This is a genomic window from Blautia ammoniilytica (assembly GCF_025566965.1).
Taxonomy (GTDB): Bacteria; Bacillota; Clostridia; order Lachnospirales; family Lachnospiraceae; genus Blautia_A; species Blautia_A ammoniilytica.
In genome coordinates this window covers 20022-46059 of record NZ_JAOQJL010000007.1, presented here as the reverse complement: position 1 = coordinate 46059, position 26038 = coordinate 20022, and the positions used below count along the sequence as shown (strand labels likewise).

At 55.6% G+C, this 26038-nt stretch carries 22 protein-coding genes and 1 pseudogene; all 23 read left to right on the top strand.

The window, feature by feature from the left end; translation table 11 throughout:
• The first annotated feature begins 4 nt into the window (after window positions 1-4).
• The 23 genes and pseudogenes from OCV61_RS04830 (at window position 5) to srtB (ending at window position 26038) form a co-directional block, all read left to right on the top strand.
• Complete coding sequence (locus OCV61_RS04830; RefSeq protein WP_015535527.1) at window positions 5-313, top strand: hypothetical protein; 309 nt, start codon at window positions 5-7, stop codon at window positions 311-313.
• 18 nt (window positions 314-331) lie between these two features.
• A pseudogene (locus tag OCV61_RS18915) lies at window positions 332-4654 on the top strand (LPD25 domain-containing protein); the annotation flags it as partial.
• Window positions 4655-4675: 21 nt separating this feature from the next.
• Window positions 4676-10093: an LPD11 domain-containing protein gene (locus OCV61_RS18910; RefSeq protein WP_416795187.1), complete on the top strand. Its 5418-nt coding sequence runs from the start codon at window positions 4676-4678 to the stop codon at window positions 10091-10093.
• An 11-nt stretch (window positions 10094-10104) separates the two neighbouring features.
• Entirely contained in the window at window positions 10105-10440 is a 336-nt protein-coding gene (locus OCV61_RS04815; protein ID WP_015535525.1) for a DUF3848 domain-containing protein, read from the top strand.
• A gap of 83 nt (window positions 10441-10523) precedes the next feature.
• Window positions 10524-10856, top strand: coding sequence for a DUF6664 family protein (locus OCV61_RS04810; protein ID WP_015535524.1), 333 nt, complete (start codon window positions 10524-10526; stop codon window positions 10854-10856).
• A gap of 335 nt (window positions 10857-11191) precedes the next feature.
• A complete protein-coding gene (locus OCV61_RS04805) occupies window positions 11192-12163 on the top strand; it encodes a DUF3991 and TOPRIM domain-containing protein (protein WP_015535523.1) in 972 nt (323 codons plus the stop codon).
• Window positions 12164-12247: 84 nt separating this feature from the next.
• Complete coding sequence (locus tag OCV61_RS04800; RefSeq protein WP_015535522.1) at window positions 12248-13642, top strand: helix-turn-helix domain-containing protein; 1395 nt, start codon at window positions 12248-12250, stop codon at window positions 13640-13642.
• 79 nt (window positions 13643-13721) lie between these two features.
• Window positions 13722-13913 carry a DpnD/PcfM family protein gene (locus OCV61_RS04795; protein ID WP_015535521.1) on the top strand — a complete coding sequence of 64 codons (192 nt, stop codon included), beginning with the start codon at window positions 13722-13724 and terminating at the stop codon, window positions 13911-13913.
• A 141-nt stretch (window positions 13914-14054) separates the two neighbouring features.
• The gene (locus OCV61_RS04790) at window positions 14055-14168 is read left to right on the top strand and encodes a DUF3789 domain-containing protein (protein WP_015535520.1); all 114 of its coding nucleotides are present in this window, start codon (window positions 14055-14057) and stop codon (window positions 14166-14168) included.
• A complete protein-coding gene (locus tag OCV61_RS04785) occupies window positions 14165-14596 on the top strand; it encodes a plasmid mobilization protein (protein ID WP_015535519.1) in 432 nt (143 codons plus the stop codon). The genes OCV61_RS04790 and OCV61_RS04785 overlap by 4 nt, the downstream gene beginning before the upstream one ends.
• A gap of 1 nt (window position 14597) precedes the next feature.
• A complete protein-coding gene (locus tag OCV61_RS04780) occupies window positions 14598-16034 on the top strand; it encodes a relaxase/mobilization nuclease domain-containing protein (RefSeq protein ID WP_044932516.1) in 1437 nt (478 codons plus the stop codon).
• 6 nt (window positions 16035-16040) lie between these two features.
• Entirely contained in the window at window positions 16041-16853 is an 813-nt protein-coding gene (locus OCV61_RS04775) for a PcfB family protein (RefSeq protein WP_015535518.1), read from the top strand.
• Window positions 16854-16859: 6 nt separating this feature from the next.
• Window positions 16860-17783, top strand: a complete 924-nt coding sequence (locus OCV61_RS04770; RefSeq protein WP_015535517.1) for a hypothetical protein — start codon at window positions 16860-16862, stop codon at window positions 17781-17783.
• Between the two features lie 15 nt (window positions 17784-17798).
• Window positions 17799-17996, top strand: coding sequence for a hypothetical protein (locus OCV61_RS04765; protein WP_015535516.1), 198 nt, complete (start codon window positions 17799-17801; stop codon window positions 17994-17996).
• Window positions 17983-19806: a VirD4-like conjugal transfer protein, CD1115 family gene (locus OCV61_RS04760; RefSeq protein WP_015535515.1), complete on the top strand. Its 1824-nt coding sequence runs from the start codon at window positions 17983-17985 to the stop codon at window positions 19804-19806. Before OCV61_RS04765 ends, OCV61_RS04760 begins: the two co-directional genes overlap by 14 nt.
• Window positions 19790-20143: a hypothetical protein gene (locus OCV61_RS04755; RefSeq protein WP_015535514.1), complete on the top strand. Its 354-nt coding sequence runs from the start codon at window positions 19790-19792 to the stop codon at window positions 20141-20143. Before OCV61_RS04760 ends, OCV61_RS04755 begins: the two co-directional genes overlap by 17 nt.
• Before the next feature lie 73 nt (window positions 20144-20216).
• Window positions 20217-21053, top strand: coding sequence for a VirB6/TrbL-like conjugal transfer protein, CD1112 family (locus OCV61_RS04750; protein ID WP_015535513.1), 837 nt, complete (start codon window positions 20217-20219; stop codon window positions 21051-21053).
• A 16-nt stretch (window positions 21054-21069) separates the two neighbouring features.
• Window positions 21070-21273: a hypothetical protein gene (locus OCV61_RS04745; RefSeq protein WP_055271107.1), complete on the top strand. Its 204-nt coding sequence runs from the start codon at window positions 21070-21072 to the stop codon at window positions 21271-21273.
• 15 nt (window positions 21274-21288) lie between these two features.
• Window positions 21289-21702 (top strand): PrgI family protein, encoded by a 414-nt coding sequence (locus OCV61_RS04740; protein WP_055271109.1) that lies wholly within the window; start codon window positions 21289-21291, stop codon window positions 21700-21702.
• Window positions 21695-24052: a VirB4-like conjugal transfer ATPase, CD1110 family gene (locus tag OCV61_RS04735; protein WP_081459203.1), complete on the top strand. Its 2358-nt coding sequence runs from the start codon at window positions 21695-21697 to the stop codon at window positions 24050-24052. The genes OCV61_RS04740 and OCV61_RS04735 overlap by 8 nt, the downstream gene beginning before the upstream one ends.
• Window positions 24049-24453, top strand: coding sequence for a DUF6075 family protein (locus OCV61_RS04730; protein WP_081459202.1), 405 nt, complete (start codon window positions 24049-24051; stop codon window positions 24451-24453). Before OCV61_RS04735 ends, OCV61_RS04730 begins: the two co-directional genes overlap by 4 nt.
• Window positions 24454-24479: 26 nt before the next feature.
• Complete coding sequence (locus tag OCV61_RS04725; RefSeq protein ID WP_105205004.1) at window positions 24480-25232, top strand: DUF6674 family protein; 753 nt, start codon at window positions 24480-24482, stop codon at window positions 25230-25232.
• A gap of 17 nt (window positions 25233-25249) precedes the next feature.
• The gene (gene srtB, locus OCV61_RS04720) at window positions 25250-26038 is read left to right on the top strand and encodes a class B sortase (protein WP_015535510.1); all 789 of its coding nucleotides are present in this window, start codon (window positions 25250-25252) and stop codon (window positions 26036-26038) included.

Genomic DNA, 26038 nt, shown 5'->3' with positions numbered 1-26038 from the left:
AAAAATGGCGTCTTTACCGCCCGTAAAACTGGATACGCATGAGGACTGGTTCAACTTGCTGATGACGGTTCTCCATCAGCAGGCGGAACAGAACCCCTATGAAGAATACCGGGAGATGGCTCAAAAGCTGATCGACCAGTTTATGCGCTATGGGAGGCCCTTTGTTGACAGTGACCATGCGCCCTGCGTGGCGCTTCGGATGTACCCGAAGGAGGCCGGAAATACCATCTGGCTGTTGCTGCTCTCCCTGTGCAATCAATATGACCCTGATAAGGATTACAGCGCAGAACTGAAAGCTGCGAAAAAAGAATAAGAAAAGGAGGGGCAACCGATGGCGATACGATATAAAGCCTTGACGGAGCTGTACCAGGAAACGCAGCGCAGCGTGACAGCTCCTGACCAGTGGCGGGCGTTTCTGGCTTCTGCCTGCCGCAACTACCGGCTTTCTTTCGATGAACAACTGCTTGTCTACGCCCAGCGCCCAGACGCCACCGCCGTCCTGGAGATCGAGCGATGGAACCGGCAATTTGGGCGCTGGGTAAACCGGGGCGCAAACGGCATTGCCGTTTTTGACGGTGAACACAATGGAAAACCCCGACTGAAATACTACTTTGATATTTCCGATACCCATGAGGCCCGGTTCCCCCGCCCCGTCCCCCTTTGGACGGTGCGGGAGGAATATGCGCCGGACATCATTGAAACGCTGGAAAACAGCTTTGGAGAGCTGGAGCGCAAGGAGGATTTGGGTGAAGCACTGCTCTCTGCGGCAAAGAACGCCGTGGAGGACAATATGCCCGACTACCTGGCAGAATTGAAAACCCTCACGGAAGGCAGCTTTCTGGAAGAACTGGATGAGCTGAACCTGGAAGTGGAATACCGCAGGGCGGTGCAAAACAGCATTGGATATATGCTGCTGGTGCGCTGCGGCCTTGACCCGTCTGAATATTTTGAGGACATGGATTTCCGGGATGTGACGGACTTTAACACCCCGCAGACGTTGAACGCTTTAGGCGTGGCCACCGGGGACATCTCCCAGATGTGCCTTTCCGCCATTTCCCGCACGGTTCTTGCCCTGCAAAGACAGCCCCAAAAAGAAAATCGCACATTTGAACCCCAGCAGAAAAACCAGTATGCTGTAACTGAACAGGAAAACACACAGCTGGAAAGGAGTTTTGAATATGACCGAGATCACTTACACCAGGCAGGGCGACTACAATCTGCCGAACCTTCTGCCGCCCCAGGAGGAGCCGGTTCCCCATGGGAAATACGCATTGCTTCGGAAGAAATTCCTCAAGGAGCACCGCAGGGTGACGTACACCAACCTGCTGACCAGCGGCAAGCTGAACAGCCATCTGGCGGAGATCCAGCAGACCGCCCAGCGCCGGATGGAGCAGATCGTGGCGCAGATGGCCAAGAACCAGGGCGTGACAGAGGAACTGAAAGCCAGCGACCAGATGAAGTGGGTGCAGATGATGAGCAACCTGCAGAACGCGGCGGAGGAAACGGTGCTGGCGGAGCTGATTTACAGCTAATTGATGAACCGGAAGAAAGCGCAGGTGGCGAACAGCTCCCTGCGCTTTTGGATGAAAAGCAGATCATGGCCATCATCGCCAACAAAGATGATGACCTGAAATATAAGAAAAATCAGATCGAGCTTTTCTTTTCGGTTCACAGCGACGTTCAGGAACGGGCCGACTACCTGAAATCCGCTTATCAGGACCGGTACACTGAGATCATCGCTGACGGGCAGCGCCTGGGATATAAGCCCCAGGAGAATGGCCTGCTCATGTGGGAAGGCTCTTACCCATCCCGCACCAGGGAATCTGTATTTTCCTGGGAAGTGGTGGCAGGCTGGACCGCCCAGCTTATTGACAAAAAAGAATACTTCATTCAGACGGACATCCCGCAGCTCCCTACCCAAGAGAGCCAGCAGATGTCCCTTTTTGATTTTGCGGCGTTTCAGCAGCCAACCCAGGCCGAGGGTACGGCCAAACCATCCATTTTCCCTCACCCGGCTCTGCCTCAGCAGGTAATCGACGAGGCGCTGTGCATTGGTGCTAACGACCAGAACAGCCGCCTCATCATCTGCGCCTATTTCAAAAAGGATAAGCCGGACAATGCCAGGTTCCTGGCAGAGCACTATGGAGAGAACGGCGCTGGCTTTTATCTGGATGGCCGACAGTATGCCATCTGGTACAACGCCGAGGGAATCCGCATTGCCCAGGGCGAAAGCGCCCAGCGTTCCAGCGCCACCCTCATCCCCTGGGAACAGGCGGCGGCCCGTATCCGGGAACTGCTGGACTTGGGCCGATATATGCCCCAGAGCGAGCTTGACCGGGTGGATGAGTATGAGCGCCAGCAACGGGCCGCGCAGCTATGGTATCTCCGGCAGGATTTTGCAGAAGGCACTGCCGACGCGGGCTATCTTCCCACGGTGAATACCATTTACGGTAAAAATCATGGGTTTCCAGAGGAAAGCGCCGCCATAAGCGATTTGTTAGGCCATCCGGAGGGGCTGCAGAACCTGCGGGATGAGCTGGAGCAGTTTGTCCAGGCATACAGAGAGAACCGGGAACTGCTGCGATTCCATTTCCACCGTCCGCAAAAATTGCTGGAGCAGCTTTCCGACCTGCAGCGGGAACCGCTGCACTTTACCGCCGCCGAAGGGTACGCCCCCCAGCGGCGTTTTTTCATCTCCGGGGACGAGATCGACAACCTTCTCCGGGGTGGAAAACGCAGCACCGATTACCGGCTGGCCGTGTATTCTTTCTATCGCAACCACACAGAGCGCAAGGAACGGGAGAATTTCTTAAAGCACTACCACGGCGAGTACAGCGGCCATTCCAGTGGGAATGACGATGTGACCTACCAGCTCAGTAAAGGCGTTTCTTTCAGCCACGGCAGTATCACCGCCCCCTACGCCAAGGTGGAGCTGAAATGGAACGCCGTGGAAAAGCGCGTCAGCGCCATGATCGCCCAGGGGCGGTTCCTCACCGATGAGGACCGCGCCGCCATGCCGCAGTATGAGAAGCACCAGCTTGCCCGGAATATCCGCACTTTCTTTGAAAACGTACCCCAGGAGCAGCCCCACCCCTATCCCTTTGGCTTTGACTATTGGGACGCGGTGAAGCTCATCGAGCCGCAGCTTGACGACCCGGCCCGTGTGGAAGAAATCTATCAGATGATGGTCCCCATTTGGGAGGCCACCCCGCAGGATGACAGGATGTACGCCCTGCGCCAGCAGGCGTTTGAAAACCTCACTGCCTTCCGGCAGGGAACCTTCACGCTCTTTGCAGAGCACAAGGAGCCTGTGGTTCCCACCATGCCGCAAGCCAAAGCCTACGACCTGGGCTACGGCTATTTGGGAAACGGCGTCACGGTGTGGAACCGGCTGGAGGAGGAACACGGTGACTACAAAACGGTTGCCCACATCGCCCCAGACCGCACGGTGACCTTCTACGAGGAGGAAATGCCCCAGGCAGTGCGGGAGGAAATCCAGCGGATTGCTGACACTTCGGAAATGACCATTTCCGCCACCCAGGACGCGCCGGTGTTCACCGTGCCGCCCAGGGCGCAGGAACCACCCCAAAAAGAAGAACCGGTAGACCCCTACCCGAAGCTGGCCGCCCAGGTGCTGCGTTTTGTGGGAGAGTTTGATGGTTCCCGCATGGGTTATGGTGAGGATGACGCCCAGGCGGTGGAAAATATCGCCCGGCAGCTCCATGACCCCGTTCAGAGAGAGGAAATCCGCAGACTGCTTCAATCCTTCCTGGACCATGCGGACCTGGAAGAAGAAATCGCGGTGGACATCACCCTCTGTATGGAGCAGATCGCGGAGCTGCCCCCGGCCCTTACCCCGGAACAGGCGCAGATAGAAGAAATCGCCGGTTATCTGGAGGAGGCCGGATATGCGGTATCCAGCGAACTGGTCGAAGAAGGTTTGATGGATTACCGTGCCCATGGCGGCAAAGGTAACAGCCAGGATGTTGCCGACTTCATTGAGCGCGAGTTTTTGTCCGAGGAGCCGGAACCTGCTTCACTGGAGATTGCCAAAGAATTTATCAACGATTTCTGCGAGGCCGAGTATGGCAGTCCAGCCGATTTCAGTGATCTGGAAAAGGTGGGCATTGCCTACACCACTGTTACGGATGAGGAAATTCCCATCCAGGTCAATGCCGACTTGGTCCATTACCGCATTGAGCGTTATCTGGACGGGCAGTTTTTGGAGCGCAGGCAGTATGAGAGCCTGGATGAACTCATCCAAAATGAGCTGGCCGAACTGGACTTTGACCAACTCACCTCTGTGGACCAGGACTATTTCAATGGAAAATACCCTCCCGACATAGAGCCATACATCTTCTGCGAGTGGAGCGAAAGCCCCGTGTTTGAAGATGGAAAACGCTACGGTATCCGTGAATTTGACACCCTGATGAAACAGGCGGATGAGGAGCAGGTGGCCGGTGCAAAGGCTGCTCTTGAAAAATACGGCACTTGGCAGGCGTGGTACGAATCCGATGACCCAGAAAATGCTCGGTTCCTGGGGTATGACAAGGTGAAATTTACCGTGGTCATGCCAGATGGCACCACCTACACCGAGCGCCAGGATATTGGGGACGGTGACGGGGGCGTTCTGGACTTCCTCGCACAATATCCCAAGTACCAAGACATCCTTCCCTTGTTGCAGCAAAGTACACCACCACAAAATGATTATATGCTTTTAAGCCGCCTGAAAGCCGACTGCGACTATTTCTTGGGCGCTGGCGGGCGGGCAGAAAAGCACCTGTGGGCTGGGAACGTGCGAGAGCAAATCGCCAAAATGCGGGAACTCTATGACGCCCTGCCGGAAAAACCGGAATGGCTCACCATGGAGGACATCGACCGCTATGCCCAGCGCATGGAGCCGCCTTACGAAGTGGTGGTGTACCACCACTTTGAAAATGGCTTTGATGAACGGCTGGATTACCAAACGCTGGCGGAGGCCGAACAAGCTGCGCAGAAATATGTGGCCGGCACTATGGAGGGCGAGGATGGCTTTGCCTATGATGGCGCGGGTATCTATGACCTTCAGGAGAACAGATGGCTGCGGGTTTACGGGAACTTCCCTGATGAACGAGCCATTGAGCAGGCAAAACAAGCCCCTGCCGCAGAGGAACCGTCAGCCAGCCCAGAGCAGGCCGATTTACAGCCTAAAAAAGAAGAAGCACTCCCACTGCCGCCGAAGCACCCCCGCCGTGAGCGCATTACTTTCACAACCCTGCACCCGGAGGTCCCCAGGGATCAGCGCCATGATTTCCACATCACCGATGACGCCCTGGGCCACGGCACCCCCAGCGAGAAATACGCGGCCAATGCTGCCGCCATCCGCACCTTGAAGCAGATCGAAGCTGAGGAACGGCTGGCCACGCCCGAAGAACAGGAAATCCTGTCCCGCTATGTGGGCTGGGGCGGCCTTGCAAACTGCTTTGAACAAACCAGCCCCCATTATGAGGAACTGAAATCTCTGCTGGATTCGGAGGAATACGCAGCGGCCAGGGCCAGCTCCCTCACCGCCTTTTACACGCCGCCTGTGGTCATCCGGGGAATCTATAAGGCCCTCGCTCAGATGGGCTTTACCCAAGGGAACATTTTGGAGCCATCCTGCGGCACCGGTAATTTCCTTGGCTTGCTCCCCACAGATTTGGCGGGCAGCAAAGCCTATGGCGTAGAGCTGGATTCCATTTCCGGGCGGATTGCGGGCCAGCTTTACCAGAATGCCAACATTTCCGTAAACGGCTTTGAAACTGTGCAAATGCCCGACAGCTTTTTTGATGTAGCCGTGGGCAACGTCCCCTTTGGGGATTTCAAAGTGCTGGATAAACGGTACGACAAGCACCACTGGCTGATCCACGACTATTTCTTCGGCAAGACGCTGGACAAGGTGCGGCTCGGCGGTATTGTGGCGTTCATTACCAGCAAAGGCACTCTGGACAAGGAAAACTCCAGCGTCCGAAAGTACCTGGCACAGCGCGCCGATCTCATTGGGGCCATCCGCCTGCCGGATAACACCTTCAAGCGGAACGCCGGAACGGAAGTGACCAGCGACATCATTTTCCTGCAAAAGCGCGACCACATCACCGATTTAGACCAGGATTGGGTGCATTTGGACACCGATGAAAACGGAATCCGCATGAACCGCTATTTCGTGCAGCACCCGGAGATGATTTTGGGCGACATGGTGATGGAATCCACACGGTTCGGGCCGGACAGCGCCTGCAAAGCCCGCGAGGGGGAAGATTTATCCGAGCAGCTTGCCAATGCCATCCAGTTTTTGCAGGCGGAAATCAAGCCCTATGAGCTGGAGGAGCTGGACGAGGAGGAAGATCGCTCCATCCCTGCCGACCCCACAGTGAAGAATTTCAGCTACACGATTGCAGATGGGCAAGTATACTACCGAGAAAACAGTCTCATGCACCCGGTGGAAGTCTCCGTCACGGCGGAAAACCGTATCCGTGGCATGATCGAGCTGCGGGAATGTACCCGCAGGCTTATTGAGTACCAGACCGAAGGCTACCCGGATGAGGATATTGCAGCCGAGCAGCAAAAGCTCAACGCCCTTTACGACAGCTTCACCGCCAAGTATGGGCTGCTGAACAGTCGCGGCAACAAGCTGGCCTTTTCGGAGGACTCCAGCTACTGCCTCTTGTGCTCTCTGGAGGTGCTGGATGAGCAGGGCAACCTAAAAAGAAAAGCCGATATGTTCACCCGGCGCACCATCCGGCCCCATGTGGCTGTCACCAGTGTGGATACAGCCAGTGAAGCGTTGGCGGTGTCCATTTCGGAAAAAGCCCGTGTGGATATGGACTATATGGCAGAGCTGTCGGGTAAATCCCCGGAGGAACTGGAAAAAGAGCTTGCCGGGGTGATCTACCGGGATATTCGCTGTGCGGAGAACCCGGAGGACATCCTGCCTTCTTTGGCGGATTTGAGCCGCTATCCTCTTGTCACGGCGGATGAGTACCTTTCCGGGAAAGTGCGCCAAAAGCTGCGGATGGCAAAAGCATTCCTGGAAGTGGCCCCTGACAATCAGAAGGAAACCGCCCGCAGAAATGTGGAGGCCCTGGAAGCCGTTCAGCCCCAGGATTTGGGCGCTGGAGAAATTGGCGTGCGCATTGGCGCGAACTGGGTGCCCATCGAGGTGTACCAGCAATTCATGGTGGAGCTGCTCACCCCCAATTACTATGTGCGGGATCGTATTAAAATCCTGCGCTCCGAAGCCACCGGCCAATGGAGCATCCGGGAGAAAAACGCCGACCGCAGCAATGTGAAAGCCATTACCACCTACGGCACCAAGCGGATGAGCGCCTACCACATCTTGGAGCAGACCCTAAATCAAAGGGATGTGCGGGTATTTGACTATATTGAGGACGAGAACGGCAAGAAAAAGCCTGTCCTCAACAAAAAAGAAACCGCGATTGCCCAGGACCGGCAGGAACTCATCAAGCAGAAGTTTGCCGAGTGGATCTGGAAAGACATCGACCGCCGGGAACTGCTGTGCCGTGTTTACAACGAAACCTTCAACGGCGTCCGCCCCCGTGAGTATGATGGGCGGCACATCCGGTTTGAGGGCATGAACCCGGAAATTTCCCTACGGCCTCATCAGATCAACGCGATTGCCCATATCCTTTACGGCGGGAATACCCTGCTGGCCCACGAGGTGGGGGCGGGCAAGACCTACGAGATGGTGGCCGCTGCCATGGAGATGAAGCGTTTGGGCCTTTGCACCAAGTCGCTGATCGTGGTGCCAAACCACATCACCGAGCAGTGGGCGGCGGAATGGCTCCAGCTCTATCCCAGCGCCAACATTTTAGTTGCCACGAAGAAAGATTTTGAAACCCAGAACCGCAAGAAGTTTTGCAGCCGCATTGCCACCGGGGACTACGACGCCATCATCATCGGCCACAGCCAGTTTGAAAAAATCCCCATGAGCCTGGAGCGCCAGCAGGCCATTTTGGAGCGCCAGATTGAAGAAATCCTGGAAGGAATCGAGCAGGCCAAGGCACAGAAGGCGGAACGCTACACGGTCAAGCAGATGGAGCGTACCCGGAAATCGCTGGAGACAAGGCTGGCCAAGCTCAACGACCAGAGCCGCAAGGATGACACCGTCACCTTTGAGCAGCTCGGCGTGGACAGGCTCTTTATTGATGAGAGCCATTATTTTAAGAACTTGTTTTTGGCGACAAAAATGCGAAACGTGGGCGGCATTGCCCAGACCGAAGCCCAGAAATCCAGCGACCTGTTCATGAAAACGCAGTATCTGGACGAGTTGACCGGCGGGCGCGGCGTGATTTTTGCCACCGGCACCCCTATCTCCAACTCCATGGTAGAGCTTTACACCATCCAGAGGTATTTGCAGTACAGGCTCCTGCAGGAGATGGGCCTTGTCCATTTCGATGACTGGGCGGGGAGCTTCGGAGAAACGGTTACAGCCATCGAGTTATCGCCGGAGGGCACCGGCTACCGAGCCAAAACCCGGTTTGCCAAGTTTTATAACCTGCCGGAGCTGATGGCTGCTTTCAAGGAGGTTGCCGACATCCAAACAGCGGATATGCTTTGTCTGCCTGTTCCCAAGGCAAACTTCCACACGGAAGTGATCCAGCCCTCGGAGCTTCAGAAAGAGATGATAAGGGGGCTGGCGGAACGGGCAGAGAAAATCCGTGCCGGTGGGGTTGACCCCCATGTGGACAATATGCTCCGCATTACCAATGACGGGCGGAAATTGGCGCTGGATATGCGGCTCATCAACCCTCTCGCTGCCGACGACCCCAATGGCAAGGTGGCTGTCTGCGCCCGGAATGTGTTCCGCATCTGGGAACAGACTAAAGAAAAACGCTCTGCCCAGCTTGTATTCTGCGACCTGTCCACACCTACTACCGATGGCTCTTTCAGTGTTTATGACGACCTAAAAAAGAAACTGATGGACGCCGGTATCCCGGAAGAAGAAATCGCCTTTATCCACACGGCAGACAGCGAAGCCAAAAAGAAGGAGCTGTTTTCCAAGGTGCGCGCCGGGCAGGTGCGGGTGCTGCTGGGTTCCACGGCCAAAATGGGCGCAGGCACTAACGTCCAGGATAAGCTCATTGCCCTGCATGACCTGGACTGCCCCTGGCGGCCTTCCGACCTTCAGCAGCGGCTGGGGCGTATCGTCCGCCAGGGCAATGAAAATGAGGAGGTGGAAATCTATCGGTATGTAACGGAAGGCACTTTTGACGCTTACCTCTACCAGCTTGTGGAGAACAAGCAGAAGTTCATCGCCCAGATCATGACCAGCAAGGCCCCCGTCCGTGTGGCGGATGATGTAGATGAAACTGCCCTCAGCTATTCGGAAATCAAGGCATTGGCCACCGGCAACCCACTTATTATCGAGAAGTGCAACCTGGATATGGAGGTGGCGCGGCTCAATATGCTGAAAGCCAGCCACTTGAACCAGGTGTACGCTCTGGAGGAACTGGTGTATCGGAAATACCCGGAGGAAATCACCCGGCTCACGGAACGGATCGCGGGCTATGAGCAGGATGTGGCGCTGGCGGCGGCCCACCCCAAGGCCCAGGAGGGCTTCTGCGGCATGGAGGTGGATGGCAGGCACTACACCGAAAAAGAGGGCGCCGGCAAGGCTATCATTGATGTTTGCACCCGTATGACAGGTTCCGACGCTGTTCTTTTGGGGCAGTACCGGGGCTTTTCCATGGTGCTGGCTTATGATGGCAGGAGCAACGAGTATCGGATCACGCTCAAAGGCACTCTTTCCCATACGGTGACGCTGGGGGCGGATGTGTTCGGCAATATCACCCGCCTGGACAACGCTCTGGAAAACCTTGCAGGCAGCCTGCAGGCCGAGCAGAACAGCCTGGAGGAAACCAAGGCCCAGCTTGAAAACGCCCGCACGGAATTGGCTACACCTTTTGCCCGCGAGGAGGAGCTGGCGGAGAAAACAGCCCGTTTGAAAGAGCTGAATATTCTGCTCAACATGGATGAGAAGGACAAAACATTGATGGACGATACCCCAGACGAGGGCGAGGATGTGCCTGCCCGGAGGGTTGCGGAGCTGGCACGGTAAAGGAGGATACGATGACCAACGAAGAATTAAATACCAGGCTCTATGAGAAAATGTTTGCGGAACAGGAGCAGTTCCGGGATTGGCTGCTCTCCCAACCGCCGGCTGAGATTTTGAACCATGCCTATGAGTACACGGTGCGGGAGGACATCCTGATGTCTCTTGAATACCACGATCTGGAGGATAGTCAGGCCAGGGCGCTGCTGAAATCTGACAAGCCCTTGAAGCAGATTTTTGAGAGGTGGGAGAACCAGGAAACCTCTTATATGGATACGGTATGGGATACTGTCCAGGAACAGGCCAGGGCCGCCGAAGCCAAACAGAAAGCCAAAGCGCAGAAAGAAAGGTGATTGCACATTTGCCATTGCGCTGCGGGGCAGGTATAGTATAATAAAAATCGTGATAAGGGGTGATGATAGATGGACGATGATAGATGGACGATAGCTACTGCCTGCTCCCGGAGCGCATTTCCGAGCAGTTTTCTGAAATCGACAGCGACATCGTGATGGATTTGGCGGCTGCCAGCCCGGAATATACCGAGTTGAAGGCCCAGATGGAGGAACTGAAACGCCAAAATCTTGTGATTGGCGCTCTGCTGGAGGGCAAGGGAGAACTTTCTTTTACCGCTGAGGAGCATGAAGCCTTGAAAGAATTTATCCGGCTGTATATGCGGGCCGATAATATGGAACGGGAACACATCTACTTCCGGGGCCATGCAGACGGATTTGCCTATCTGAAGAAAATCGGCGCTTTCAAAACTGAATAGTTTTTTGGGCGGCATGGAAAAATCCATGCCGCTTTTACATATCCAAATTCATTCGCACCCCCAAAAAGGTCTTGAACAAAACAAGTTTTTACGGATTAGGAGTAAAAACTATTGAAATTCTTGGAGTTTTTGGATATGGCTTAAAGCTGCCGCCCAAAACTGCACATTCCCCATTCATATCTGCATATAAATCGCAAAAGTATATGCAGAAAGTCGATTGGAGCAATCCAGTCGGCTTTTTCCATATCTGAAAAGAGTACAGCCCCTTTTACATAGTCAGCTACCCCACATGGGGCGGCTAATCTATGGCTATGTGAAGGGGGCTGTATTTTTTTATGCCTTTTTACGATTCAGAAGCCATCGAACGGGCAAGGCAGGTGGACCTGCTCACCTACCTGCAAACCTGCGAACCCCAGGAGCTGGTCCATGTGTCCGGCAACGTCTACTGTACCAAGACCCATGACAGCCTGCGGATTTCCAACGGCAAATGGTGCTGGTTTTCCCGCGGGATTGGCGGTTACAGTGCGCTGGACTATCTCATCAAGGTCAACGGCTATTCCTTTTTGGAGGCCATGGAAACTATCTCCGGAAGGGCTGCCATCCCGCCGCCTTCCTTTGTGCCAGCGCCGAAGGAGGAAAAGCCCAAGCACCTGCTTCTGCCCCAGGCCGCCCCGGATAATCGGGCGATGATGGCCTATCTCAAAGGCCGGGGCATTGACCAGGAGATTTTGGACTACTGCGTTCAGACCGGGCGGATTTATGAGAGCCGGAACAAGGGCCACAGCAACGTGGTTTTTGTGGGCTTCGACAAGGATGGCAAGGCGCGGTTCGGCTGCCTGCGGGGAATCAGTGAAGCCCGGTTCCACGGGGATTTAAGCGGCAGTGATAAGCACTTTTCCTTCGCCCTGCCCGCTTGCGTGGAAAATCCGGCAGTCCATCTGTGCGAGTGCGCCATTGATGTGATGTCCTATGCCACTCTCTGCAAGCTGGACGGGATTGACTGGCGGCGGCACAATCTGCTGTCCCTGGCCGGGGTGTACCAGCCGAAGAAAAAGATGGAGGAAAGCAAGCTGCCGGTGGCCCTCACCCGATTTTTGGATGACCACCCCCATGTGAAAACCGTCTATCTCCATTTGGACAATGACACGGCTGGCCGGCTGGCGGCCAAGGCAATCATGGCTGTCATGCCGGAGGGCTACCGTGTGGAGAACAAACCGCCGCCCCGTGGAAAGGATGTGAATGATTTTCTGTGCCACCGGCTGGGGATTCCCATTCGGGGCAGCCACAGCAAAGAGCCGGAGCGGTGAGTTGCCAGTTTTGCAGCTTCGACAGATTCTCCCTCTTGCAAATTGTTATCATATATGTTAACATTAAAGCAGTGAGGTGAGAGTATGGATGAACTGCGCAAACGGCAGAAAATCATATCCCAGCTTGTGGAGGCCCGTCTGGAGCAGGGCATTTCCCAGGCAGAACTGGCAAGGCGGCTGGGAATCCAGCGTTCCGGCATTAACCGCCTGGAAAGTGGGACACAGAACCCCACGCTTGATATGATCTTAAAAATCGCCTCGGCGCTGGGAAAGGATGTTTCACTGGAACTGAACGACAAGGAGGAGCCTATGAGTAATGTTTACAGTCTCCGCATTTATGATACGGAGCTAATGCGCTTTTCCATGGAAAAGCAGGGCTTGTCCGGCCTTGTGGCTGAAATCTTATACACCAACGAGGAGCAGGCCCATTTGCTGCCTTTGGATATGGAGCGCACCGGCGAGGGCGTCATTCATTGGCTGGAGCGGCGGGTTATCCCCAAAAACCGCGCCTTTGTGGACGAGATTTTGAAAACCCTTGGCCTCAGCCACAACGACACCAAGGGAATCATCGACGTGTGCAAGGGGCTGTCGCTCAACGACAGCTATTGGGTGGTGCCGGAAGGATTTGAGGGGGGATTCTCCCAATACAATCTTTACGAAAATCGCTTTTCCGAGATACTGGCGCTGGTGGCCTATACCGGCGCAGGCGGGAGCAGGCAGGCGTTTACCACATCCCCGGAGCTGACCACAGGCGGTATGCTGCCCAAGGCGTGGCGATATGTGGAGCACGATGGGATTTATCTCTACAAGGGCGGCACGACCGGCGCGTCCAATGCGGGCCGGGAGCCGTACTGCGAGTATTATGCTTCGCAGATTGCGGAAACCATGCGTCTGAACGCCGTGCATTATGACCTGGAGAATTGGAAAGGCATTACCGCCTCTAAGTGCGCCCTGTTTACCAACATCGACACAGCCTATATCCCCATCGGGCGCATTGTCCGAACCGGGGGCATTGCCGCCTGCCTTGCCTACTACGACAAGCTGGGGCCGGAGTTTTCCGAGCAAATCCGCAGTATGCTGGTGTTTGACGCTCTGATTTACAATGAGGACCGCCACTTTGGAAACTTTGGCGTCCTGCGGGATAACCACAGCGGCAACATTATTGCGCCCGCCCCCATTTTTGACAATGGGCTGTCCCTGTTCTGCTATGCCGGTAAGGAAGATTATGCGAATCTGGACGAGTATGCAAAAACCCGTTCTAACCCCTACAACATCTCCTATGAGGAAGTGTGTGCAGAGGTCATGGGGCCAAAGCAGAAAGAGCAGCTTCGCCGCATGATCGGGTTCCGGTTCAAGCGCCACGAAAGCCTGGGCCTGCCGGAAGAACATTTGCAGGCCATTGAGAAGCATTTGGAGAGCCGGGTGCGTAAGCTGCTGGCAATCCCCACCCGTCATCTGAAACAGGAGAAGGCGCGGTAAAAACGAATCTCTTTTTTGGAGAGCGTTCTGAAAATGGACGCTCTTTTTTGCTGCCCATTTTTAGAGAGGAGCGTGAGTGATGAACCATTATGATGTTACCATCCGGGAAACGCTGGAGGTGAAAATGAAGGTGGCGGCAAACAGCCGGGAGGAGGCCGAGCAGTTTGCCAGGGACCAATGGAAACGCGGCGAAGTCGTTCTGGACGCCAGCCATTTTACCGGCGTGGAGTTCCATGCCAAGCGGTATTTCCGTGACCGGGGCGAGCGATGAGTTCTTTTTTCGCCTGTCCCGGATTCCCCGCAGGGGAATGGAATGTAGCTGTACCAGCAAGCATCGCCTTTGTGATACCACAAAGGCCGCTTGTTAGGGGGAACGCCCCCTAATACCCCTTTTGAAAGGATGGAGGTTTTCATGGAAGGATTGTTTTTCGCCATTGGATTTCTGCTGGGCGGTGTGGTCGGCGTGCTGATTATGTGCCTGCTTCAAATCAACCGCATAGGCAGAAAGGAGGATTCGGAAGAATGAGAAAACGCAACGTACACGTACAGTTTTGGCTGGACAAAAAAGAGGCGGAAGCCTTCAACAAAAAAGTAAAGCGCAGCGGCCTTTCCCGTGAGGCGTACCTGCGCCATCTGGTGAACGGCCTGGTTCCCCAGGACGCGCCGCCGCCCGCCTACTACGACTTTATGCGGGAGCTTCACCGGATTGGCGGCAACCTCAACCAGATCGCCCAGAAAGCCCATGTGCTGGGCGTCATTGATGAGCGCCGCTATGATGAGGAAATGCGAAAATTCGACCAGCTCGTCCGGGACATCACCAAAGCGGTGATCCTTCCCCGCGCTATGGACACGAAGGGGTCCCCGCGAAGCCTGCTTCGTGGGGAGAAGGAGCACCCGCGAAGCGGTGAGCCTTTTGACGCTTGCGGCAAAAGCGGCAAGCGGAGCGCGGTGTGACGTGGCTACCACGTCTATCTGGCGGGTGAACGGCTGGCTGGGCAAGGTTCTCATCTATATCGAGAATCCAGATAAGACCGAAAATCCTGATTTCTTTGAAAAGCAGGATATGGATGGCAAGGAGGCCCAGGGCCTATCCGATGTGATCGAGTATGCCGTCCAGCAGCAAAAAACAGGCAAGACGGTGGAAAGCGAAGGCGAAACGGTCATGCGGCAGTTTGTTTCCGGGGTGAATTGCAGCCCCTCTACGGCCCGCGATGAGATGATAGCGGTAAAAAAGCGTTTCGGAAAGGAGGACGGGACTGTGGCCTACCACGGCTATCAGAGCTTTGCCCCCGGCGAGGCCACGCCGGAGCTGGCCCATGAGATCGGCCTTGCCCTGGCAAAAAAGCTGTGGGGTGAAAAATACCAGGTGCTGGTGGCTACCCATCTGGACAGGGAAAATCATCTGCACAATCATTTTGTAGTGAACACGGTTTCCTTCGTGGACGGCATCAAGTACCATCGTACCGAGCAGGATTATTTCGATATGCAGCGGGAATCCGACCGGCTGTGCCGCGAGTATGGGCTTTCTGTCATTGAGAACCCCCAGCGGGGAAAATCCAAGCACTACGGGGAATGGCGGGCCGAGCAGGAAGGCCGCCCCACCTATCTCTCCCTCATCAAAGCCGATGTGGATACTGCCATCCGCCAGTCTATGACGGAACGGCAGTTTTTTTATCATCTGCGGCAGATGGGCTATGACGTCAAGGTGGGCAAGGATATTACGGTCCGCCCGCCGAATTACCCCCGTGGACGCAAGCTCATGCGTAACTTTGGCGAGGACTACTCGATGGAGAACATCCGCAGGCGGATTTTAGCCCAGCGCCGCCCCCAGCGGGAACACAGGCCGGAGCCGTTTCGGTGCAGGCTACACGGGGATTTGAAACAGGCCAAAAAGGTGACGGGGTTCCGCGCCCTCTACTTCCACTACTGCTATCTGCTGGGGGTATTCCCCCAAAAGCAGAACCGCCCGCCCAGGCGGGTGCCTCATGCACTGCGGGAGGATTTGATCCGGGCGCAGGAGCTTACCGATGAAGCCTGCCTTCTTTCCCGCCACCGCATTGACACCCTGGAGCAGCTTAACGCCTATCGGTCCGATGTGAAATCTCAGTTTGCCGGCCTGACGGAACAGCGGAAAAGCCTGTACCGGAAACTTCGCACCAAGGCAGTGCTGGCCGACCCTGCCAGGCAGGAGTATATCCGGGCTGAGATCTCCAAACTATCTGCGCAGATCAAGGAGCTGCGCCGGGAGGTGAAGCTGTGCGGGGATATTGCCCTGCGCTCCACTTCCATCAAGGATAAGATACAGGCCGCCCGTGAGGAAGTCTCCGGCAGGGATGAGAAAGCCCGCCAGGAGCCGGAGCAGGGCCGGGCGGCTCCCCCAGGAAGGAGATGATTTTTGATGTATAACTCAGGCGACGCGGCGGAGCAAGTGGTACGGATGAGCCTGGAGGGCGCTGAATTTGCCCTCAAAATCACCGGTTCTGCTGCTAAAAATCTGGCCGCCGCCCTTTACACGGTTCTGAAAGACCAGAAAAAGACCAAGGGCAAAGCCCGCATTGAAGCCATGCTGCGGGAGAAGCGCCCCTTAAAGGTTTACACCATCAAGAAGGAGGATTGCCCGGAGTTTGCCAAGCAAGCCAAGGGGTACGGGATTCTTTATGCGCCCATCCCGGTGAAGAAAGGCGACGACACCATCGACATTCTGGTGTTCGAGGATGACGCTGCCAGAGCCAACCGGATCGTGGAGAAGTTCAAGCTCACCGTTGTGGATACGGCTTCGATCAAGGAGGATATTGAGAAATCCCGCGAACAGCGCGGCAGCGAACCCGCCGCGCCGGAGCAGGCCATGCCGGAAAAGAGTGTGGACGACCAGCTTTTGGATGAGCTGATGGAAAAGCCCACCCAGAAAGAAAAAGCCCAGCCGGAAAATCCGGCAGCGGAGAAGAACGCCCCTTTTGCCCCAGCGGCGGAAAAATCCCCTCCGTCCGAGCCTATCTCCGAGAGCAGCAGCAAGTCCGCAAGGGGTACTTCTGATGGAGCCGAGAAGCCTTCCGTCCGGCAGGAGCTGCGGGACATCCAGGCCCAGCGGAAGAAGGAGGCGGAGGCTGCCAGGGCCGAGGAGCCGGCTGCACCCCAGAAGAAGGCGGCTCAGAAAACAACCCGGCACCAGCCGCCCAAACCCAAAAAGAAGCCCAAATCGAAAGAGAGGTAATCTGTGATGAATAATTTTGACGATCTGTTTGAACAGCAGCCCCAGGCGGAGGCCGCGCCGCAAAAGCAGGAAAGCCAGAAAGAGCGCCCCAAGCGCCAGTGGTGGCAGATCCGGGAGGAAAAACAGCGAAAAGAAGCCTATGCCACCTTGGACCGGATTTTTGGAGAGTTCTCCGAGGGTACGGGCAGTATGGAGGCATATCTGGATGTGCAGAGCCGTTTTCCCTTCCACTCTGCTCGCAATGCACTTCTGATTGGGGATAAATGCCCCGACGCGGTGCGTGTAGGCGGCTACAAGGAGTGGCACGCCCAGGGGATCGAGATTTTGGAGGATGAGAAGCGTTTGCCCATCATCATTCTGGAGCCGGGCAAGGCATACCGGCGTGAGGATGGCAGCGTGGGCCAGAACTTTTACGCCAAGGAAGTCTATGATATTTCCCAGACTACGGCGCGGGATCAGGTTCAGCCCCAGGTGCGCTACGATGACCGTCTGCTCTTAAAGGGCCTGATTGCCAGTTCCCCGGTGCCCATCCGGGCCGTGGAGGAACTGCCACAGGGCCGTGGGGCCATGTTTTCTGCAGAGCAGAACGCCATCCTGGTGAAAAAGGGCATGGACGCGCCGGACATCTTCCGCTGTGTTTCTCTGGAGGTTGCCAACGTGCAGCTTGCCCAAAGCATGGACGGCTATTCCAGAGAGACAGATGGCTACAAAGCCTATGCTGTCAGCTATATGCTCTGCAAGCGGTATGGCGTGGACGCCAAAGAGTATGAGATTTCCAAACTGGACGGCGTGTTTCAGGGGCAGGTCCCCAGGGAGGATATTCCTGCTGCCCTCACCGATATGCGGGATACGTTCAAATCCCTCAATGGCCGTATGGCCAGGGCTATGGGCCTCACCCGCGACAGCAAGCAGAAGGAACAGGAACGGTAAAGGAGGAGTAGACCCATGGAAAAACAGGAAAAAGTCGTCCTCACCCTGGACAGCTATGAGCATGGGATCATGATTCGCGCCCTCAACGAACTGCGCAACGATATGCTGGAGGAACAGCGTGACCCCGGCCCGGTGGAGGACGTTCTGCTGAAAACCATTGACGCCCCAGCCCAAAAAGACAAGAAAGCGAAGCGCCGGGATGAAGCCAGATAATAAGGCGGGCGGCCCCTGGCTCTATGCCCTGGGGCTGGTCCCGGTGATCTGGTTCGCCCTGCTGATTGCGCCTGCCATTTCCGGGGGACTTTCGGAGATCGTCAGCGCCCTGCCTGCGGCAATGAACAATCCATTCAAAATCGTGTGGTGTGAGGACAGTGTAAAAACTGTCCTCATTTTTATTGCCGCCTATGGGCTGGGCATTGGCATTTATCTTTCTTCCCGGCGCAATTACAGACGAGGTGAAGAACACGGTTCCGCCAAATGGGGCGATCCGCGGGCCGTGAATAAGAAATACCGGGACAAGGATCCGTTCAAAAACCGCATTTTTACCCAGCACGTCCGCATGGGGCTGGATGGCCGGAAGCACCGCCGCAACCTCAACACTTTGGTGGTGGGCGGCAGTGGTGCGGGAAAAAGTCGGTTCTACGCCAAAGTGAACATCTGCCAATGCAATACGTCCCTTTTTATTTTGGACTGTAAGGGGGAACTGCTTCGTGACTGCGGCGGCCTGTTGGAACAGATGGGCTATGAGATCAAGGTGGTGGACCTTCTGAACATGGAGAAAAGCCATTGCTACAATCCCTTTGCCTATCTGAAATCCGACAACGATGTGCAGAAGATGGTGACGAACCTTTTCAAAGCCACCACTCCGAAAGGGAGCCAGTCCAACGACCCTTTCTGGGATACTGCGGCCAGTATGCTCCTCATGGCGCTGGTGTTTTATCTGTGGTACGAAGCGCCGGAGGATGAGAAGAATTTCCCCATGATTATGGAGATGCTCCGAGCCGGGGAGGTGCGGGAGGATGATGATTCCTACCAATCGCCGCTTGACGAACTGTTTGACCGGCTGGAAATGCGCTCCCCGGATCACATCGCTGTGAAGTATTACAAGGATTACCGTTCCGGCTCTGCCAAAACGCTGAAATCCATCCAAATCACCTTGGCGTCCCGCCTGGAAAAATTCAATCTTTCTTCGGTGGCGGCTCTTACCGCCACGGATGAACTGGACCTTTCCAGCCTGGGCGAGAAAAAAGTGGCACTCTTTGCCCTCATCCCGGACAACGACGCCAGCTTCAATTTCTTGGTAAGTTTGCTGTATGCCAGCACTTTCCAGGAACTTTTTTATTCTGCCGACCGGGTACACGGCGGTAGCCTGCCCGTACCGGTGCATTTTCTCATGGATGAGTTCGCCAACGTGAGCTTGCCGGATGATTTCGACAAGCTGCTGGCCACCATGCGCTCCCGGAATATCAGCGTTTCCATCATCATTCAGAACATTGCCCAGCTCAAGGCGCTGTTTGAAAAGCAATGGGAATCCATCATCGGCAACTGTGATGAATTTTTGTACCTGGGCGGCAATGAAACGTCCACTCACAAGCTGATCTCTGAGAACTACCTGGGGAAAAGCACCCTCTGGCTGGACACCTACGGCAAGAGCACCGGGCATTCCGGCAGCTACTCCACCAACAACCAGATCACGGGCCGGGAGCTGATGACGCCCGATGAGGTCCGTATGCTGGACAATAACCTGGCCCTGCTCTTTATCCGTGGCGAAGCGCCGCTGATGGATGAAAAGTATGACCTTTTGAAACATCCCAACATCAAGTACACCACCGATGGCGGCGCGCCTGTCTATTCCCACGGCGGCACTGAAAACGCCGTGGCGGATATGACCATTGGCCGCCTCACCCCCGGCGACCTTGCCAATATCCAGGAGCCGGAAACCCTTTACGAACTTCTGTCCGATGAGGACATGGAGAATATCTTTCAATTTAAGGAGGACACCAAAAATGAAACTGTTTCATAAGGAAAGCAAGCAGAAGAAAGAAACCCGCAGCCTGCCCATGGGAAAAAAGAGCCGGAGCGCCTTTGCTGTTTATGCAGCCCTGGTGCTCATGCTGTGCTGCTGCACCACTACGGCCTTTGCCGCCAGCGACCCGTTGACTGTTATCAACAACCTCAGTGATTTCATCTTCGGCCTGATCCGCGCCGTGGGTATGATCCTGCTGGGCTTCGGCGTCGTGCAGATCGGCCTTTCTCTGAAAAGCCATGACCCCAGCCAGAGGGCTAACGGCTTTCTCACCTTGGCCGGCGGTGTTGTGATTACGTTTGCGAAGGAGATTTTGACCCTGATTACCGGCTGATTCTAATAACGGCAGTGTGGGGGCAGGCCCATGGCGGCCTGCCCCTTACCGTTGCCGGAAAGGAGGTTGTTGAATGTCCGATAACTGGGTTGTTCAAAATTTGCAAAATGCCCTCGACACCTGGAACAAGTACCTGTCCGAGATCTGGCAGCTCATCACCCAAAGCCCGGAACAGTTTAAGGGTGGCTCCATCTGGGGCGTCATTGTCAACATCCACGACGCGGTGCGGGCCATTGGCCTTGCGCTTTTGGTGCTGTTCTTTGTAGTGGGCGTCATGCGTACCTGCGGCAGCTTTGCCGAGGTAAAGAAACCGGAGCACGCCTTAAAGCTGTTTATCCGGTTCGCCATTGCCAAAGGTGTCGTGACCTATGGGCTGGAGCTGATGATGGCCCTCTTTAATATCGTCCAGGGCCTCGTTTCAACAATAATGAACGCGGCGGGCTTTGGAACCGCGCAGCAGACGGTTCTCCCCCAGGAGATTGTCACGGCGGTGGAAAGCTGCGGCTTTTTCGAGAGTATCCCCCTCTGGGCGGTGACGCTCATTGGCGGGCTGTTTATCACGATATTGTCTTTCATTATGATAATGACCGTCTACGGGCGGTTTTTTAAGCTCTATTTATACACGGCCATCGCGCCGGTGCCCCTGTCCACCTTCGCCGGGGAACCGACCCAAAACGTGGGCAAGAGTTTTATCAAGAGCTATGCCGCCGTGTGTCTGGAAGGGGCCATCATTGTGCTGGCCTGTATCATCTTTTCCCTGTTCGCGGCGGCCCCGCCTGCTATTGACCCCAATGCGGCGGCAGTCACCCAGGTGTGGAGCTATATCGGGGAGCTGGTCTTTAATATGCTTGTCCTCGTGGGCGCGGTGAAAATGGCCGACCGCGTGGTGCGCGAGATGATGGGCCTGTAAAAAAGGAGGAAAATAAATGCGTTATCAAACCTATGTGCTGCACTTGATTGATGGAACCGCCATCCCAATGGTGGAGGATTACGACCTGCCCGCTGAAAAGGGAATTGTGGGCACTTCTCCAAAGCAGCCCCAGACGAGATTTTTACCGTGGGCGACCGGCTGCTGGGCTTTGCCTATATACCCAAGAGCAGCATTGTTTACCTGGAAACCGGCGATGTGATTGTGAGGTGATATTTTGGAAGTCAAGATCAACCGGGAAATCCGCAACTACACCGAATCCATGTTTTTCGGGCTGAGTATGCGGCAGTTCATCTTTTCTGTCCTCGCCTGCAGCGTGGCCGTGGGCCTTTACTTTATCCTGCGCCCCTACTTTGGGGTGGAAACCCTGTCCTGGATGTGCATTTTGGGGGCGGCCCCCTTTGCCATGCTGGGGTTCATCACCTATCACGGTATGACGGCGGAACAATTTATCTGGGCGTGGCTGCGCTCGGAAATGCTGGAGCCGAAGGAGTTTAAGTTCGAGGACAGCAACTACTACTATGCGGCCCTGAAAGATACCATCGAGGAGCTGCAAACCGGGCGGCCCGGCAAGAAGCGCCGGAAGGAGCCGAAACACTTTAGCAAACGGAAGGAGGCCAAGCATGATTAAGACCATCAAAACCATGTCCAAGCAGGAAAAGGAGCGTTACACCGTCCCCCGGAAGGTGCAGGATGTGATCCCCGTCCGCCGTATCTGGCCGGACGGCATCTTCCTTGTGGGGAACAAGTTCTCCAAAACCTATAAATTCAGCGACATCAACTATCTGGTGGCCAGCCGCGAGGACAAGGAATCCATGTTCCTCACCTATTCGGAGCTGCTCAATTCCCTGGATTCCGGTGCGGTGACGAAAATCACCATCAATAACCGCCGTATGAATCAGGCCAACTTTGAAACGTCCATCCTCATGCCCATGCAGGGGGATTTCCGGGATGAGTACCGGGGGGAATATAACCAAATGCTGCTGGATAAAGCCACCGGAGCCAACGGCATTATGCAGGAAAAGTATATCACCATCTCCGTGGTGAAGAAGGATATTGAGGAGGCCCGCGCCTATTTTTCTCGTGTGGGAGCCGACCTGATTTCCCACTTTGCGGCCCTTGGCTCCAAGTGCGTGGAGCTGGACGCCACCGAGCGCCTGCGTATCCTGCACGACTTCTACCGCCAAGGCGAGGAATCCGAGTTTGTTTTCAATGCCCGTGAAATGATGAAGCGGGGCCACAGCTTCAAGGACTATATCTGCCCGGACGGGATCGAAAAAAAGAGCGACTATCTGAAGCTGGGCGGCAAGTTCTGCCGGGTGCTGTTCCTCAAAGACTACGCCTCTTATATTAAGGATAACATGGTGACGGAGCTTACCGATTTCAACCGAAATCTGATGTTCTCCATCGACATTGTGCCGGTTCCCACGGATGAGGCCGTGCGGGAGGTGGAAAACCGCCTGCTGGGTGTGGAAACCAACATCACCAACTGGCAGCGCCGCCAGAACGCCAACAACAACTTCTCTGCTGTGGTCCCCTACGATATGGAATTGCAGCGCAAGGAAAGCAAGGAGTTTTTGGATGACCTCACCACCCGCGACCAGAGGATGATGTTCGCGGTGATGACCCTGGCCATCACCGCCGACACCAAGGAGCAGCTTGACAGCGATACCGAAGCGGTGCTTTCCGTGGCGCGAAAGCACATGTGCCAGCTTGCGGTGCTCAAGTTCCAGCAGCTTGATGGCCTGAACACCGCCCTGCCCATCGGGGTGCGGAAAATCAACGCCTTCCGTACCCTCACCACGGAATCCCTGGCCGTATTCATCCCCTTCAAGGTCCAGGAGATCCAGGATAAGGGCGGCATTTACTTTGGAGAGAACGCCATTTCCCACAACCTCATCATGTGCAACAAGGCGAACCTTTTGAACCAGTCGGCCTTCCTGCTGGGCGTCCCCGGCGCGGGCAAGTCCTTCAGCGCCAAGGAGCTGATCGCGTTTCTTATGCTCCACCCAGATTACGCAAATGACGACATCCTGATCTGTGACCCGGAGGGAGAATTTGGCGCACTCGTCAAAGCCCTGGGCCGGGAGAAAGCGACGGTGGCCCATCTGGTGGCAGGCGGCAAGGACCGCCTCAACGCCATGTATATGGTGGAGGGCTACGGTGAGCAAAACCCCATCGTGGAAAAGAGCCAGTTTGTCATGTCCCTCATCGAGCAGATCGACAAGCGCGGCGTGGGGCCGCAGCATAAATCCATCATCGACCGCTGCACCGCCCTGGTGTACCCGGAGGCGGAGAATGCCGGGAGGGTGGCTACCCTCTGCGACCTGCGTCAAAAACTGCTGGAGCAGCCGGAGGATAAGGCCAGGGAGATCGCCCTTTCCCTGGAGCTTTACACCACCGGTTCCCTGGACATCTTTGGCCGGGAAAGCACGGTGGATTTGAACAAGCCCTATGTGGTGTTCGACATCCACGGCCTGGGCGAGCAGCTAAAGCCTGCCGGTTCCCTGGTCATCACCGATACGATCCTCAACCGCGTCACCCTCAACTGGAAACGGGGCAAGCGCACCCATGTGTTCATCGACGAGTTCCATGTGATGTTTGAGAATGAGCAAAGCGGCATTTTCTTTAATTCCGCATGGAGGCAGTTTAGAAAGCGTGGGGCCTACCCGACTGCTATCACCCAGAACGTGGAGTACCTTTTGGATTCCGTCCAGGCCAGCACCATGCTCTCTAACTCGGAGTTTATCGTCATGCTGAACCAGGCGGCGTCCGACCGGGCAAAGCTGGCGAAGCTCCTCAATATCTCCAACGAGCAGATGAGCTATGTCACCAATGCGGACGCTGGCTGCGGCCTCATCCGGTATGGCAGCGCCCTGGTGCCGTTCATCAACCGATTCCCCCGTGACACCAAGCTCTATGCCCTGATGACGACCAAGCCCGGTGAAGGCGTATTCGGCGGCGAAGAGGTGCCGGTATGAGCAATCTTCGCTTTGCGTCCCCGGAACACCGGGATTTCTTTTTGGATATGATGAGCGAGGCTCGGAGGAACGACTGTTACCACCGGGCCTTTTTCTATGTGATGGGGATTGCCCCGGAAACGCGGTCAAACATCCGCCAGATGTTTGACTTCAAGCAGGACTGTATCGAGCCGGATGGTATGCACGGCGGCTGGCAGACCAGCGGCACCGTCCGGGTGTGCCGCCTTGCTTTTAATCTCTGGAACGGCTATACCGACCCGGAGCACAGCAACGCCTATTCCCCGGAGGATTTGTTCTGCTGCGAGTTCGCCCCCTACTTTATGGAAGGCGTGAAAATCCGTTACCCGAAATACTGCCGGGAGCTGCCCCCTGTAAGAAAGCAGGCGGAACCGGCGCGATGATACGTTTGAGAATGGAGGAATGAACAATGGCTGAACCGGCTCTTACGTTGCGGGACCACCCGCAGATCATAGACCTGATTTCCGTTCTGGAACAGAGCGGGCTTCAAAAGCAGAAGGAAGAAGTACAGGCCCTGGTGGGCTATATCGACGGTATGGAAGAAAAGCTGTCCCAGATGATGGACGAAATGAAGGAAATGCGCCTGGAGGTGGGCAAGCTCCACGACAAGGGAATCCGCGCACGGTGCTCCCAGCTTGCGGACACTGTGGAGGGTAAAGTCCGCCAGACCAAAGTGATGGTTTCCACGGCAAAGGAAAACCTCATTTCATCTGCAAAGCAGATGGTGCAGACCTTCCGGGAAAAAGGGCGCTCTGCCCTGTGCCATGCGGCCCAGGCCCTGCACATCCCCTCAGTTCTTTCCCGGATGGGACGGGGCTTTGCCCATTCGGAAAAAAGCATGGGGCAACTCGCTGTGAGACTGGACTCCATGCGGGAAGAATTGCACCAGGCGGGTGGCCACATCAAAAACGCCGGGCTTGCCCTTACGGGAAAGGAACCCCAGGAAAGCAAGGAATTATCTGCGGATAAGGGTGTGCTTGCCAAGCTGCGGAGCTTTGTGCTGTCTTGCGGCAAGGTGTTTTCGGAAATGGAACGCGACATGGCGCTCACGGTGGAGCGAATCAATGGCGGGCGCTCATCGGTGAAAACCGAACTGCAGGGGTTGAGATCGGCCCAGGCCGGGCAGCGCCGCCAAGCGGCCAGCAAGGAACAGGCACGATAAGTACAGGAGGGTGAAATATGAGTGACAAAGTGAAAAGCAGACTGATGATCGCTGGGGCGGCCTTTTGTGCCGCCCTGTTCCTTTTCTCCGGGGCTATGTTGGCCCGCGAATATCTGGACCAAAAGCAAAGCGCCGAAGCCTTTGACGAGGTGGCCGGGCTGGTCAAGGAAGATGTGGAGTTGCCCGCGCTGGAGCTGGCCGATGACCCGGCCCAGGAGCCGGAAGAACTCACGGCTTTTGAAAAGTATGCGGATGTGTACGCCAAGAACAGCGATTTGGTGGGCTGGATTTCTATTCCCGGCACCCGGATTGATTATCCCGTCATGCAGACCAAGGATAACCCCAACTTCTATCTGAAGCACGCTTTTGATAAGTCGTACAGCAGCTATGGGGTGCCCTATATGCAGGAAAACTGCGACGTCGGCATTTCCGACAATCTGATGCTGTACGGCCATCACATGAACAACGGCAGTATGTTCTCCGATCTGTGCAAGTACGAGAGTGAGGATTTCTACCAGGACCACAAGACCATTCATTTTGATACGCTGGACAGCTTTGGCGAGTATGAGGTAATCGCCGCATTTAAGACGGTGGCCTACTCAGAGCAAGGCTTCAAGTATTACCACTTCGTCCGGGCCGAACAGGAAGAAGATTTTGACGAGTTTATTGCCAAGTGCAAGGAACTGGCGCTCTATGACACGGGCGTGACTGCGGAATACGGCGACCAGCTCATTACCCTTTCCACCTGCGAGTATTCCCGAACCAACGGGCGGATGGTGGTTGTCGCCAAGCTGCTGGAGGAATAA

Bases quoted from the DNA above. Each gene is read 5' to 3' on its own strand.
- OCV61_RS04790 (WP_015535520.1), top strand. From the start codon at position 14,055: ATGGAAGGATTGTTTTTCGCCATTGGATTTCTGCTGGGCGGTGTGGTC.
- OCV61_RS04755 (WP_015535514.1), top strand. From the start codon at position 19,790: ATGAAACTGTTTCATAAGGAAAGCAAGCAGAAGAAAGAAACCCGCAGC.
- OCV61_RS04775 (WP_015535518.1), top strand. From the start codon at position 16,041: ATGTATAACTCAGGCGACGCGGCGGAGCAAGTGGTACGGATGAGCCTG.
- OCV61_RS04765 (WP_015535516.1), top strand. From the start codon at position 17,799: ATGGAAAAACAGGAAAAAGTCGTCCTCACCCTGGACAGCTATGAGCAT.
- OCV61_RS04725 (WP_105205004.1), top strand. From the start codon at position 24,480: ATGGCTGAACCGGCTCTTACGTTGCGGGACCACCCGCAGATCATAGAC.
- OCV61_RS04770 (WP_015535517.1), top strand. From the start codon at position 16,860: ATGAATAATTTTGACGATCTGTTTGAACAGCAGCCCCAGGCGGAGGCC.
- OCV61_RS04785 (WP_015535519.1), top strand. From the start codon at position 14,165: ATGAGAAAACGCAACGTACACGTACAGTTTTGGCTGGACAAAAAAGAG.
- OCV61_RS04735 (WP_081459203.1), top strand. From the start codon at position 21,695: ATGATTAAGACCATCAAAACCATGTCCAAGCAGGAAAAGGAGCGTTAC.
- OCV61_RS04810 (WP_015535524.1), top strand. From the start codon at position 10,524: ATGGACGATAGCTACTGCCTGCTCCCGGAGCGCATTTCCGAGCAGTTT.
- OCV61_RS04800 (WP_015535522.1), top strand. From the start codon at position 12,248: ATGGATGAACTGCGCAAACGGCAGAAAATCATATCCCAGCTTGTGGAG.
- OCV61_RS04730 (WP_081459202.1), top strand. From the start codon at position 24,049: ATGAGCAATCTTCGCTTTGCGTCCCCGGAACACCGGGATTTCTTTTTG.
- OCV61_RS04760 (WP_015535515.1), top strand. From the start codon at position 17,983: ATGAAGCCAGATAATAAGGCGGGCGGCCCCTGGCTCTATGCCCTGGGG.
- OCV61_RS04745 (WP_055271107.1), top strand. From the start codon at position 21,070: ATGCGTTATCAAACCTATGTGCTGCACTTGATTGATGGAACCGCCATC.
- OCV61_RS04815 (WP_015535525.1), top strand. From the start codon at position 10,105: ATGACCAACGAAGAATTAAATACCAGGCTCTATGAGAAAATGTTTGCG.
- OCV61_RS04805 (WP_015535523.1), top strand. From the start codon at position 11,192: ATGCCTTTTTACGATTCAGAAGCCATCGAACGGGCAAGGCAGGTGGAC.
- OCV61_RS04795 (WP_015535521.1), top strand. From the start codon at position 13,722: ATGAACCATTATGATGTTACCATCCGGGAAACGCTGGAGGTGAAAATG.
- srtB (WP_015535510.1), top strand. From the start codon at position 25,250: ATGAGTGACAAAGTGAAAAGCAGACTGATGATCGCTGGGGCGGCCTTT.
- OCV61_RS04750 (WP_015535513.1), top strand. From the start codon at position 20,217: ATGTCCGATAACTGGGTTGTTCAAAATTTGCAAAATGCCCTCGACACC.
- OCV61_RS04830 (WP_015535527.1), top strand. From the start codon at position 5: ATGGCGTCTTTACCGCCCGTAAAACTGGATACGCATGAGGACTGGTTC.